Here is a 12,990-nt window from a genome sequence, read left to right as displayed (position 1 = left end):
TTTATTGCGATTGGCGCAAAAAATTCTCAAACATTAACAAGGTCCAAAGCGCTGTGCTGTGGTCGCGCTGACCTGACTGATGCTGATCGAGCCAGCGTTCTATCGTATCCATTTGAAACCAGCCGCAATTGCGCATCAGATCACTGAGTAATGCCTGACGCAGCTGCTGTTGCAGTGCGCCGCGAAACCATTCTGCCAATGGCACCCGAAAGCCCATTTTTGGCCGGTACAGGATGTCCGCCGGCAAATAGGGTTCCATGGCTTTTTTCAGCACGTATTTCCCTTCGCCTGCACGTAGTTTCTGCTGTGCCGGGATCTTCGCTGTCCACTCCACGAATTTATGGTCCAGGAACGGTACCCGCACTTCGAGACTGTTGGCCATACTGGCGCGGTCGACTTTGGTCAGAATATCGCCAACCAGATAGGTGCGGATGTCGATATATTGCAGCAGCGCCAGTTCATCGTGACCATCAAAGTCTGCCGCCACTTCGCGAAACAGCTGCAATGTGTTGTAGCCGGCCAGTTGTTGTTTCAGTTGAGGTGAAAACAGCTGGTCGCGTTGTTCTTGTTTTAATAACGATACGGCATGCAGATAACCTTCAACCTGATCCATCGCCAGCGCCTGAAAGGTGGTTTTAGCACGCAGAAAACGCGGCGCCCAATCCAGTTTCGGATAGAGTTTACCCAGCGGTTTGAAGATAGCTTTGCGCAACGCTTCCGGCAGTTTATTGCGGACCTGCTGCTCGGCCATCAACATTTTGTAGCGCCGGTAACCAGCCAGCAGTTCGTCCGCACCATCGCCTGACATACAAACGGTTACTTTGCTGCGTGCCAGTTCACACACCCGGTAGGTGGCGAGGGCGGAGGAATCGGCATAAGGTTCGTCGTAAAAATGAGCCAGTTGCGGGATCAGGCTAAAGTCATCGGACTTAACGATTTTGCTGTCGTGCTGCGTATGATAGCGTTCAGCGATGTGCTGGGCATAACTGGTTTCGTCATAGGCCGCTACATCAAAACCAATAGAACAGGTTTTGACCGGCTGGTCTGACATGCCGGCAATCAAAGCCACCACAGCGCTGGAATCAACGCCGCCGGATAAAAATGACCCGAGCGGAACTTCAGTTACCAGATGGCTGGCAATCGCCTGATTCAGTTCCGCAACCAGCTGTTGCTGATAGTCGGCATCAGACAGCTCGATTTGAGTTTTGTAACTCAGATGCCAGTAGGTGTGCAGCTTCGGAGTCGCAGCTGAGACTGACAGCGCAAGTGTCTGCGCCGGGCATAATTTCTGTACTGACTGATAAATAGTGGCGGGTTCTGCGACATAACCAAGAGTGAAATATTGCTCAATCGCTATTGGATTAATGGTCTTGTCCAGTCCTGGGATCAACTTCAGGCTTTTCAACTCTGATGCAAAATATAAGGTCTGGTCAAACAGGGTGTAAAACAGTGGTTTAATGCCAAGGCGGTCTCGGGCAAGCAGCAGGCGCTGTGCAGCTTTATCCCAGAATGCATAAGCAAACATGCCTTGTAACCGCTCGACACAGGCATCACCCCACTGCATGTGACCACGCAGGATCACTTCAGTATCACAATGGGTTTTAAATACATGACCCAACGCTTCCAGTTCAGCGCGCAGTGCCATGAAGTTATATATTTCGCCATTAAAAATCAGCACATAACGACCAGACTCGTCGGTCATAGGCTGCTGGCCACTGGCAAGGTCGATAATCGACAGCCGGCGGTGACCCAGGCCAATCTGCTCATCGATGTATTGGTCGCCCTCATCAGGCCCACGATGATATTGTGCCTGGTTCATCGCGGCCACTAAGGCTGCGTCAACCGGACGTCCGGCCTGTAACCGAAACATGCCAACGATGCCACACATAACAACTTCCTAATGGTTAATTTGCTGATAAAGCGCCAGATATTGCGATACCATAGCCTGTTCACTGAACTGCCGGCAAACGGTTTCCCTGCATTTTATGCTTTCAAGTTGCACCCGCTCCGGGTCGTGCAGATAGGTCAGCATCATTTCGGCCAGGGCCGTCGGATCTGCGACCGGTACCAGACTGCCACGACCGGCGGCCAGCAGCTCAGGCAGGCCGCCCACTGCAGTGGCAATGACTGGCAGTCCGCCTGCCATCGCCTCTAACACCGTCATTGGAATACCTTCGGCAACGGAAGACAACACAAACAGCTGGCTTTGTGCCATCAACTCAGCGATGTCGTGACGCTCGCCCAGCAATTTCACCTGTTGCGGTGTAAACCCAAGTCGCTGATATTGTTGTTGCAGCCGTTCGCGTTCAGGGCCATCACCGACCAGCCAAAGCTGACATGGCTGCTCGCTTTGTTTAAGCACAATGGCCATAGCTTCTAACAAAGAACACTGGTCCTTAACGGCAGAGAGTCTGGCCACATGGATAAAGGTAAAGGGACGTGCTTTGATTGGCGATGGACAAAATTTTTCTGTATTGACACCGTTGTAAATCAACTGATTTTTACGCGCAGGGATCCTGACGACCTGGTCCATCCAGCGATGTAAATCTGCGCTGACCACAACATAGGTCTGCAAAAAAGGACTAACCAGCCGGCGCAGCCATTGATACTTCTTATTTTCACCGTTGGGGTCGGAGATATCGCGACCGTGCTCGGCATGCAAATGACCGGTGACGCCAGCCAGCCAGGCGATTGGGTGATATTCAAGGGTCGCCAGATTATAACTGTGCAGAATGTCGGGTTTGATGTCGCGCAATAAGCGCCATAGCTTCAGATGAATACCCAAATCTTTGCCAGGCCTTTTGTGCAGGCAATACACTGCAACATCTGTTGGCAATTGGCTGGCAAATTCAGTCGCAATAGTCAGGCTGATCACTACATGGCGGCATTGAGTCGCCGGCAACTGGCGGATACAGTTCAACATGACGCGCTCAAGACCACCGGTGTCCAGACTATAAATCAGATGGGCTATTAACATCGGTTCTGTCTGCATCAACGGATAACTTCCAGTTGCGCCAGCGCGCGTTGCAGATTTGCCGGTGGCAGGTCGGCGATTTTACTGGCAAACAGCACCGCTCGGACTTCGGAAAAGCTATGTTCGTTCAGCAACAAAGCTTGCACCTGATACCATTTCGCGGTCAATTCAGAGGTTGTTTGCCTGTTACCAACCCGATAATAAAATGCCAGCGTCTGGAAATCACCGCTGCTGTTACGTAGTTCCAGCAACGCAACCGGTTTACCGTCGCCAACCATCAGTTGCTGCTGCTGCATCACACGCCACTGCCGGCGCTGATATAGATTATTTTTCCAGCCGATCAGCTCGCCTTTGTCCTGTTTATGGCCAAATTGGGCAAACAGGTATTGTACGCCAAGGTCATCAACGGCCTGAAGACGTTGCAGGCCGTCAAAGAAGCCAGGCTGCCAAGACTTACCGGTTTGAGCTACCAGGCCTGCCGGCGCTGCGGCTACGGACGGCTGCTCCGGCGTTGCCGTGACACTGATTTGGAAACGCATGGTAAAACACAAGACTAAAATTGCCATGCCGGCGCCAAACACCGGTAATGCCGTCACTGGTTGTGCAGAATGAACCACTGGTACCGGCTTTGGCTGCGGATCTGCACATTTCCCACCGAGCCAGAACATCAAAAACATCACCAGGGCAAAGAAAAACCAGCCGTAAATAAAGTGATCCATGCCAAAGCCGTATTGCATCTGAGTAGTCTCACCAATCCAAATCAGGAAAAACGCGCGGAAACAATTCGCAATGACGGAAAAAAGCAGGATTGAAACCATAAACAGCAGATGTTTCCACCAGCGTTGGTAGGTTAAATATGAAAAAACAGCACCAATCGCCAGCGACGCGATCAAAAAACGCAAGCCAGAACAGGCTTCCGCGACTTCAAACTGGCCTACGGGTGTTGTCAGATACAAACCTTCCCGCAGCACCGGAATGCCCGACCATTGTAACAGCATGACGCTGGCATTGGCGGTGATATCCTGCAGAGGCGGATTGAGAGCATCGCCAAATGGCACCATAAAAATCAGATAAAACAATGGAAAAGCAACCTGATAGGCCAATTTCCAGCCGAGTAATGACAGCAGTAGTAACTGCAGACTGAGTATCGCGCTGAAATGAGTCAGGGTATTGATATCCGCAATGTAACCCACGAGCCAGATGCTGCAGCAAGCGATTACGGCCAGCAATGGCAGCCAGGTCGGGCGGGGCAATGCGGTGATGAGTTCCCGTCGGTCGTACAATAACCAGGCCGAGATCAATGGGATCAAATAACAATGCGTATAGGTATCCGATTCCTGCCAGATTTTTTCCATACTCTGCAGCGTCGGCCAGAACACAAAACCCCAGCCGAGCAGCACAGCGGACAGCAACAACAAGAATTGAACCGGCTTAAACTGTGACATTGCCAAGATAACCAGACAGCGGTGCTAAAGTTGCGGGCCAGGTAAAGTTTTGCTCAACCCAAACGCGGTTCGTGCAGCCTTGCTGCGGTTGCTGCAACATGTGCAAACACAAAGTGGCAAACTCGGCTGCATCATCGCTGGCTGCCAAATAGTCGGACAATGGTGCGTTGATGCCTTCCATTGCCATACAGCTGGCGACCACTTTTTTGTCCATCGCCATCGCTTCAAGCACTTTGTTCTGAATACCGCGGGCGATCCGCAAAGGCGCAACGACCATGTCGGCATTGGCCAGATAAGGACGGACATCATCGACCCGGCCGGTCACCCACACCTGATCTTTGCCGTGTAAGGCCAGGACTTGTGAGGATGGGTTACCACCGACAATATAAAAATGTAAATCGGGCTGCGCTACTCTGATCTGCGGCCAAACATGCCGGCAAAACCAGGCTACAGCATCGACATTGGCCCAATAATCCATGGCGCCGGTGAACACCAGATAACGACCATGCAACGGATATTCGGCTGTTGACAGCGTTTGTTCAGGATTAAAGAATCGGGTATCAACACCGTTCAGGACAGCGTGAATTTTGTTTGCCAAGGCAGCTGGCATCAACTGACGGAACATTGCGGCTTCATCCGGAGACACAAACAAGCTGTAATTAAAGCGTTCACAATATTGCTGTTCATAGCGTTGTAGCTGCCGATGTTCGCGGTTGTAAACCCAGCGCATCACGCCAGTTTGATGCTCCGCATATTGGCGCCATTTATCGGAATCGATATCAATGTAATCAATGACCCGGTGCAATTGGGCAAATTCCGGGTGATCAACGTATTGCGCCATCGACGACGAAAATACAAAAACTTTGTCAATTTTATGTTTCTGAATGGTTTGTTTGACCCAGTACCGTAGTTCCGCATCATAAAAGTAGGGCAGTGTGATCGGCTTGTTAGTCAAAAAGGCGCTGAGGCCCTTTATTTTTGACACCAGCTTGCGTTGCCGGCGGCATTTGAACTCGACACACCAATCGGCCAGTTTATCGATGTACTGGAAATCGTATTCGTCATCAATAAAACAGCCAAGATAAACTTCATACTGTTCAGACAAAGCTTTTAATAAATTGAAAGAGCGAATTTTATCGCCTTTATTTGGCGGATATGGAATGCGGTGGCAAAGATACAGCAGTTTGGGCTTAGCCATGCTGAACACCTGCCTGACCTGCGACACCGGTAGGGGAGTCAGAATTATGTGCTAAAACACTTGTACCGCAGGATCCAGCAGATAGACCCAGAACAAAAGCGATCGGATGAGTTGCAGGCAATGGGTGGTACATCTAAATCCCTTAGTTGTTATTTTTCTTACTTAAATCGTTGCAGTTCGCTCTGATAAACTTGATCCAGACTACCCCAGTTGAACTGGGTCAGCAATTGCCCCAGCTTATTTTCCATTCGGTTCAGATTGACATAATGACGGAAACGGGACTTTAACGGCGCACCTTGTACCCGTGGCTGCTCCGGGTCTATTTCCCACGGGTGGAAATAAAACATATAAGGCATCTTATCTTCGCGCAGAAAACGTGAAATCAGCCGGCTACTCAACCAATACGGCATCAGCCGGAAGTAGCCCCCGCCAGCGATCGGCAGCTGTTTGCCGTGCATCACTAAAGTAGGCATTGGGATCTCTAACAGACCTTCCGGGCGAAGATAAGGCTGTTGTGGCCAGTCAGGGACGCCATACAGATCGTGTTTCACCGGGTAAGTGCTGGAACTGTAGCTGTGACCGATTTCTTTGAGGATCTCAAACGCCCATTCACTTTGTTTATTGATGGAGAAACTTGGTGCCCGATATCCGACAATTTCTTGTCCGGTCAGTTGTTCCAGCATGTCCTTAGCCCGCAATGCATCGGCTTTAAATTCAGCCGGGGTTTGCTGGTGGACTTTCGTATGCGCGTAGCCATGGCTGGCGACCTCGTGGCCGCGGCGTTGTACTTCTTTAACCAAATCAGGGAATTTTTCAGCCACCCAGCCAAGAAAGAAAAAAGTAGACTTGGCATTGTGCTCGTCAAATAAATCAAGCAGGCGACGAGTATTGATATCAACGCGTGGCACCAGGCCATTCCAGTCTGCGGGCTGAATTTGTTTTTCAAACGCCGCGACGTGGAAATAATCTTCCACGTCGACAGTCATCGCATTGAGTTTTGATAAAGCAGCTGACATCAGAATTAACGGCCCTTGCCAAAGATTACTATTTCAACTGTTCTGATCAAAATGACCAAATCAAGCAACAAGGTCCGGTGTTTGATGTAATACAGGTCAAACTTCAGTTTTTCTTGTGCGTCTTCAGTCGTTGAGCCATATGGGTACTTCAGTTGCGCCCAGCCAGTCAGGCCAGGTTTTACATTATGGCGTTGATTGTAATAAGGAATTTCTTTGACTAATTTCTCGACAAATTCCGGACGCTCTGGCCGCGGACCGACAAAACCCATATCACCTTTGATGATATTAAACAGTTGTGGCAGTTCGTCGATCCGGTATTTGCGGATAAATCCACCGATTTTGGTGACCCGTGAATCGTTTAGTGTGGCCCACTGCGCACCACCGGCTTCGGCGTCTGGCCGCATACTACGGAATTTCAGGATCTGAAATGGTTTACCATCGATGCCAATCCGGATCTGCCGGTAGAACACTGAGGCGCCGGTGCGCCGTCCATCGTCAAAATAAATTACCAGCGCAGTGATCAACATCAGTGGCCATAACGCCGCCAATACAAACAGCGCCAGTACAGCATTTAAGCGGTGATCCAGACTGGTTTTAAACCGGTGGTTCATTTCAAAACCATTCGAATAAATCACCCAGCTTGGGTATATAAGGTTCACTGCGATCTGCCCGGTTTCCTGCTCAATAAAGTCGAGGATTTCGATCACATCGACACCGCGGGTTTTACACTTAAACAAATGTTCAACTGGCAGCATGTTGCGCCGTTCATCACAGGCAATGACTAACTGCTCGATTTCGTGCTCAACAGCGTATTCGTAGAGGCTGGTTTTATAATCGAACTGGATAACTTTTGAATCCGGGATATGGCCTTCCTGGTCGCCGTCGATTTTCACGAACCCGTGGATCTCAAAGTTTTTCCGGTCGACATTACGACGCATGCGGCGCTCGATAATCGACGCGCGCTCACCCGAACCAAGCACTAAAACGCGTCGGCGGCTGATTTTGGTAATATCGTGATAGTGGAACAACATCCGGAATGAGGTCAGCGTGATTAACGAAATCAGCGACGAAACCAGATTAAAGATAAAGCCGAGATGTAAAGAGGGGATCAGGCTGAAGATGAATACTTCGAGCAGAATACCTGCCAAAAACAAGGTGATTAGTACTCGTTTAAGCACTCCACCTGTATCTTCACGCAGTTTCTGGTCATACAGACCTACTGACAATGCACACAACATGACGCAGCCGGTATATAACACCGCGTTAATAGCAGCCAGTTCCTGATCTATCGGTTGATAAAACGATAGAATAAAAGAAGCCGCAAAACTTGACGCCAGTAGTAATAGCATTTCGCCCAGCAGAAAGAGTTTCTCTGCAAGCGTGTTTCCCCCGTAACGAACAGCCTTATTCATTAATTACTTCTTCCCGGAACATTCTGAATTAAGTGCAAATTTCCGCACAGTGATCTTGACTTAGTTAAGCAGAGGCAGAAGTATACGCCGATGGTCTGGAAACTGGAATTAAATTTTTATGATAGCCGTCACAGCTATGTAAAATTCAGTTATATTAAAATCGCATCAGTAACAAAGGACGTATAAGAAATGAAAGCAAGTTCTGCTATTGCCGTGGTCGTTGGATCTGTGATGTTACTTGGGTTGCAGGCTTGCAGCACCAACGAATTGCCAGGCGCTACTGTACAACCGGCACGCACCACTGCGGTTGACCAATACAGCTACCTGATCGGTCCAAATGATTCAGTGACAATATTTGTCTGGCGGAACCCTGAATTGTCAGGTTCATTTATTGTCCGCCCGGATGGAAAAATCAGCACCTCTCTGGTCGAAGATGTTCCCGTCGCCGGCCGCACACCGACGCAGTTTGCCCGCGATATGGAAAAAATTCTCGCTAAATACATTCGCGATCCGGTCGTGACTGTTTCGGTTTCAGGATTTGTGGGTCCGTTCAGTGAGCAAGTGCGCGTGATCGGTGCCGCGGCAAAACCTCAATCCTATCCTTATCGCCAATACATGACTGTGCTTGATCTGATGATCGCTTCAGGCGGCCTGACTGAATTTGCCAGCGGCAACGGTGCCAAGCTGGTTCGGGTTAAAAATGGCAAACAAATGACTTATGACGTTCGCCTGGACGACCTGGTGCGCGACGGCGACATCTCTGCAAACGTTGATATTTTACCCGGTGACATCGTCATTATCCCTGAAGCTTGGTTTTAAAATCGCGTCTGCGGAGTAGTTAGATGAAGGAATTAAACCTTGCGCTCGAGATGTTGCTGGTTTATCTGCAAGGGATTTGGCTTCGACGCCGTTATATAATTTTAACGGCGTGGTTGATTTGTCCTCTGGGCTGGTTATTTGTCTTTAACATGCCACCGACCTATCAGGCCGAGGCAAAGTTATTTGTTGAGACCCGTTCGGTCCTCGCGCCTGTCCTGCAAGGCCTGACGATCAGAGACAATCCTCAGCAGGAAATCGAGTTGATGGCACGGACTTTGTTAAGCCGGCCGAATCTGGAAAAAATCGCCAAAGCAACCGACATGGATATTTATGCGTCGGACAGCGCTGCCTATGAAAAACTGATTGACGCCCTGAAAAATGATATCAAGCTCGGGTCTTCAGGTCGGGAAAATATCTACGTCATCTCTTATTCAAATGCCTCGCCGAAAATGGCTTTAAAGGTTGTTCAGGAAACTTTAAATACCTTTATTGAAAACCGCGTCGGTGATTCCGTAGCCAGTTCGAAAAAGGCTTCTGAATTTCTTGACACACAAATAACCGACTATGAGAGTCGCTTAGTTGAAGCCGAGCGTCGCTTATCCGAATTCAAAAAAGAGCAAATCGCGTTAGGGCCGTTGTCTGACAGTAATTTTTATGGTCGGATTGAGGGCGAAAAAGAACGGCTGGAAGAAGCTCGGTTAACACTGCGGGAGTTGCAAAGCAAACTCGAGTCTTCACGCCGGCAGTTGCGTGGCGAAGATCCATTGGCATCAAATCAGTCCGGTGGAAATTCAAGCCTGACAACTCAATATGATGATCGAATTAAAGCTCTGCAGAATCAGTTAGACGCTTTGTTGATTCGTTACACAGACCAACATCCGGACGTGGCGGAAACTAAACGGCTGCTGGATTCGTTGCAGGTGATGCGTAAGCAGGAAATTGAAGCGTTACAACAGGCTGCCCGTGGTAACCCAAGTGCAAGCAGTGGGTCACAAAACGAGGTGTATCAGAATCTGAAGATCATCACATCAAATCTGGAGAATGACGTTGAGTCGGCCAAGGTTAGGGTGAAGAGCTTTGAAGAAAAGCTGGAAACGCTGGAACGCCAGCGCAACGTAATTCCTGATATAGAGGCCAAGTTTGCGGGATTAAACCGCGATTACGAGCTGACAAAATCGAAGTACGAAGAACTGTTAAGTCGTCGCGATGCATTAAGTCTGAGCCAGAAAGCTGACGAATCGCAACAAGACGTACAGTTCCGCGAAATCGAGCCACCACGGGTACCAATGAAACCGTCGGGCCCACCGCGTATTGTGTTTTACACCTTGGTATTATTTGCGGGTGTGATTGGCGGTCTGGCGATGGCATTAGTGCGTAGTCAATTGCAACCGGTAGTAACGTCTGCGCTGCAGTTAAAGACAATTTCAGATTTCCCGGTTTTTGGTCTGGTTTCTCATACATCCAAAGATGTGTTATTGCGTCAAAGCAAAAAACATCTGTTGTATTTCCTTGCACTCTCCGGAGTACTGATGCTCTGTTATACCTTGCTGGTCACCAATGAGCTGGTATTTGGTATTACAGCGAAACAGATTTTAGGATGGTTGATATGAGTACGATAGAAAAAGCACTGGATAAACTGGGGCAGGCAATGTCAGCGCCCACAGAGACTGCGAGTGCGGACATGCCGGTAGCGACCATTGAACGGTCGATTGCGGAGCCTGCTGACCATAGAACCGCCAGTCAGTTTATTGATATTGATTTAGAGAGTTTATCCAAACGTAATTTCGTAGCCAAAGCAACCGAACGCAAACTGATATACGAAGAGTACCGGGTGATCAAACGCAAATTGATTAACAATGCTTTTGGTCCTCTGAGCAGCAGCTTGCGCAACCCGAATCTGATCCTGGTATCCAGTAGCAGACCTGGTGAAGGCAAGACATTCACGTCGGTGAATCTGGCATTGAGTATTGCACTGGAGCAGGACAAAACCGTGTTGTTGGTTGATGCCGATGTGCTTCGGCCAAACGTCTCCCGCACGCTGGAGATCAGCGTGCCACGAGGCCTGACTGATTATCTGAGCTCAGACAATGTCGATGTTACAGACATCATGTACAGCACTAATGTGGAACGGCTGAAACTGATTGCGGCCGGTAAACCCCACCATCTGTCTACTGAGCTACTCGCCAGTGACAAGATGGCAGCGTTGGTGAACGAGTTTGCATCACGCTACCCGGACCGGATCGTTATTTTTGATGCACCACCATTACTGGGGGTCAATGAAACTTCGGTATTAGCCGGCATGTGTGGTCAGGCTGTGATTGTGCTTGAAGAGAACAAAACCAAACTGAATGAGCTGGAAAAGGCCATCAGCATGCTGCCGCCTGATTTAGCCACAGGTTTTGTGATCAACAAAGCGCATTACAGCAGAGACAAGGGGTATGGTTACGGATATGGATATTATGCAGAGTAATAGAGTACCAACACTGCGTTTTGCCACCTTGTTGCTGGCTATGTTGCCAGCGATGGCGCGGGCTGACTTTGATATTAAACCGTCGCTGTCCAGTGCTATTTACGCCTATGGTATTAAAAATCAGACGGTTGAAGCTGATGAGGGGATGGCGTATGAAGTCTTACCTGAACTGGATTTGTCATTTCGAGGCAGTTGGCTGACAACGAGCCTGAATTTGCAAAGCCAGAATCTGGTATTTGATGACGCCCAACGCGATAACGAAAACCTGTTTAGTTATCGTTGGTCTGGCAGTGCCAGTTTCCTCAATGAAGCCTTGGATTTGCAGGTCGGGGCCCGCCAAAGTAACAGAACGGCTTCAGACTCGACGTCCCGCTATCAGGACGAAATCAGCGCCACCGGTGATTTGGCAAAAGTTGAATCGCAGTTTGCTTCATTGTCCTTTTCCCATGACCGTTTTGATTGGGCCATGATGGATTTTGGCCTCAATGCCGTCCGTACCAAATCAGATCAATCGATATCGGTATTTGATGAGCAAAGCGGCGAGCAGGTTAGTTTAGAAAACAGCAGTCTGGCAGGCACTTTTGGCCTCAGGACGCGTGATCGCAACCGGAAATTTTTCTGGGGCTTTGAGGGTAACGCGACTAAAACAGAACGTGACGTGCGTGAATCGCAATACAACCGCCGCGCACAAGGGGTTATCGGAGTGCCGTTTTTCTGGCGGATCTCAATGATTGCCACCGGGTCTGTTGAAAGCAACAGCAATATCGCAGGCGCGAGTTCAGTATTTGCTCAATATCGTAATCACCATTCGGTCGGCGGTGGCCTGGAATGGAAAATTACCGACAGGTCCTGGTGGAACATCACTTATAACAAAGTGAATAACGCCAAAGAAGCCAAGGAATATATCGGTACCACGTTTGAACTGGCGCCGTCGCGCCGGACAAAACTAACCGGTTCACTGGATAAGCGCTTTTTTGGCAGAACTGCGCAGGCCAAAGGAACTTATAGTTTAAAGCACTTAAGGATGGAGCTGAGTGTCAGCGATACAGTCGGTTCATTACTGGGGTTTAATGACGGTGATTTGGAAAGTTCACTGTTTGTCTGTCCTCCTGGCGTGACGCCGGGTTTGGACAATTGCTTTCAGCCACCGACAGCGTCTTATATTCCGGGGCAGGGCGAGCGGTTGTACAATATGACCAGACCGGCCTCAGATCTCAGTGAGTTTCTGGTGGTACGCCGTAATGTGTCGTATCTGCTGGGCTATGATTTTAACCGGTTAAAACTCAGCAGCAGAATTGGTCAGCGCAAAGATCAGCTCATTGAACGGAATGCGGTTCGCGAAGACAAATTTATTAATGCGTCAGCGAATTGGCAGTTAAATGCGCGCAGCAGTCTGACATTGTCAGCAGATTATTCTGATTTGATTTATCAGGTCGATGGCAAAGACAGCTTTGGCGAGATGACCGGGATCGTTAAGTCAGTCAGTCTGAGTCTGAAGCGGGAGATTAACAAAGATTTGTCAGCTAATGCGAACCTGAAACGGATCGAGGTTGATTACCGCTCTGACAGTCGCGATTATCAGGAAAACCGTGCCTGGGTCGGGATTGAGTATAAATTCTGATAAAAAAAACCGCAGATGCTGCGGTTTTTTTTGGT

10 protein-coding genes are annotated in these 12,990 nt (G+C 49.2%); 4 read left to right on the top strand and 6 right to left on the bottom strand.

What is annotated here, in order from left to right:
* Position 1: 1 nt before the first annotated feature.
* From ATY27_RS04035 to ATY27_RS04010, 6 genes are all read right to left on the bottom strand, one after another.
* On the bottom strand, positions 2-1,888 hold the full coding sequence (locus ATY27_RS04035) for an XrtA/PEP-CTERM system amidotransferase (RefSeq protein WP_208931070.1): 1,887 nt from the start codon (positions 1,886-1,888) through the stop codon (positions 2-4).
* Positions 1,889-1,897: 9 nt separating this feature from the next.
* Positions 1,898-2,992, bottom strand: a complete 1,095-nt coding sequence (locus tag ATY27_RS04030; RefSeq protein WP_208931071.1) for a TIGR03088 family PEP-CTERM/XrtA system glycosyltransferase — start codon at positions 2,990-2,992, stop codon at positions 1,898-1,900.
* Positions 2,992-4,419 (bottom strand): exosortase A, encoded by a 1,428-nt coding sequence (xrtA, locus tag ATY27_RS04025; RefSeq protein WP_208931072.1) that lies wholly within the window; start codon positions 4,417-4,419, stop codon positions 2,992-2,994. The genes ATY27_RS04030 and xrtA overlap by 1 nt, the downstream gene beginning before the upstream one ends.
* Positions 4,406-5,617, bottom strand: coding sequence for a TIGR03087 family PEP-CTERM/XrtA system glycosyltransferase (locus ATY27_RS04020; RefSeq protein ID WP_208931073.1), 1,212 nt, complete (start codon positions 5,615-5,617; stop codon positions 4,406-4,408). The genes xrtA and ATY27_RS04020 overlap by 14 nt, the downstream gene beginning before the upstream one ends.
* Before the next feature lie 158 nt (positions 5,618-5,775).
* Entirely contained in the window at positions 5,776-6,633 is an 858-nt protein-coding gene (locus tag ATY27_RS04015; protein WP_208931074.1) for an XrtA system polysaccharide deacetylase, read from the bottom strand.
* A 5-nt stretch (positions 6,634-6,638) separates the two neighbouring features.
* A complete protein-coding gene (locus ATY27_RS04010) occupies positions 6,639-8,045 on the bottom strand; it encodes a TIGR03013 family XrtA/PEP-CTERM system glycosyltransferase (RefSeq protein ID WP_208931075.1) in 1,407 nt (468 codons plus the stop codon).
* Positions 8,046-8,234: 189 nt separating this feature from the next.
* Here ATY27_RS04010 and ATY27_RS04005 point away from each other — a divergent pair, with 189 nt between their 5' ends.
* From ATY27_RS04005 to ATY27_RS03990, 4 genes are read left to right on the top strand one after another with little or no spacing between them, the layout of a single operon-like run.
* Entirely contained in the window at positions 8,235-8,864 is a 630-nt protein-coding gene (locus tag ATY27_RS04005; RefSeq protein WP_208931076.1) for an XrtA/PEP-CTERM system exopolysaccharide export protein, read from the top strand.
* A 23-nt stretch (positions 8,865-8,887) separates the two neighbouring features.
* The gene (locus tag ATY27_RS04000) at positions 8,888-10,474 is read left to right on the top strand and encodes an XrtA system polysaccharide chain length determinant (protein ID WP_208931077.1); all 1,587 of its coding nucleotides are present in this window, start codon (positions 8,888-8,890) and stop codon (positions 10,472-10,474) included.
* Positions 10,471-11,334 (top strand): XrtA-associated tyrosine autokinase, encoded by an 864-nt coding sequence (locus tag ATY27_RS03995; RefSeq protein ID WP_208931078.1) that lies wholly within the window; start codon positions 10,471-10,473, stop codon positions 11,332-11,334. Before ATY27_RS04000 ends, ATY27_RS03995 begins: the two co-directional genes overlap by 4 nt.
* Positions 11,324-12,955, top strand: coding sequence for a hypothetical protein (locus ATY27_RS03990; RefSeq protein WP_208931079.1), 1,632 nt, complete (start codon positions 11,324-11,326; stop codon positions 12,953-12,955). Before ATY27_RS03995 ends, ATY27_RS03990 begins: the two co-directional genes overlap by 11 nt.
* Positions 12,956-12,990: the final 35 nt, after the last annotated feature.

The organism is Rheinheimera sp. F8 (assembly GCF_001518915.1).
Note: the sequence above shows the minus strand (reverse complement) of the source record. Positions and strands in the feature narration are given on the sequence as shown.

Coding starts and splice junctions, on each gene's coding strand:
- ATY27_RS04000 (WP_208931077.1), top strand. CDS start 8,888: ATGAAGGAATTAAACCTTGCGCTCGAGATGTTGCTGGTTTATCTGCAA.
- ATY27_RS04035 (WP_208931070.1), bottom strand. CDS start 1,888: ATGTGTGGCATCGTTGGCATGTTTCGGTTACAGGCCGGACGTCCGGTT.
- ATY27_RS04020 (WP_208931073.1), bottom strand. CDS start 5,617: ATGGCTAAGCCCAAACTGCTGTATCTTTGCCACCGCATTCCATATCCG.
- ATY27_RS03995 (WP_208931078.1), top strand. CDS start 10,471: ATGAGTACGATAGAAAAAGCACTGGATAAACTGGGGCAGGCAATGTCA.
- ATY27_RS04030 (WP_208931071.1), bottom strand. CDS start 2,992: ATGCAGACAGAACCGATGTTAATAGCCCATCTGATTTATAGTCTGGAC.
- ATY27_RS04005 (WP_208931076.1), top strand. CDS start 8,235: ATGAAAGCAAGTTCTGCTATTGCCGTGGTCGTTGGATCTGTGATGTTA.
- ATY27_RS03990 (WP_208931079.1), top strand. CDS start 11,324: ATGCAGAGTAATAGAGTACCAACACTGCGTTTTGCCACCTTGTTGCTG.
- ATY27_RS04010 (WP_208931075.1), bottom strand. CDS start 8,045: ATGAATAAGGCTGTTCGTTACGGGGGAAACACGCTTGCAGAGAAACTC.
- ATY27_RS04015 (WP_208931074.1), bottom strand. CDS start 6,633: ATGTCAGCTGCTTTATCAAAACTCAATGCGATGACTGTCGACGTGGAA.
- xrtA (WP_208931072.1), bottom strand. CDS start 4,419: ATGTCACAGTTTAAGCCGGTTCAATTCTTGTTGTTGCTGTCCGCTGTG.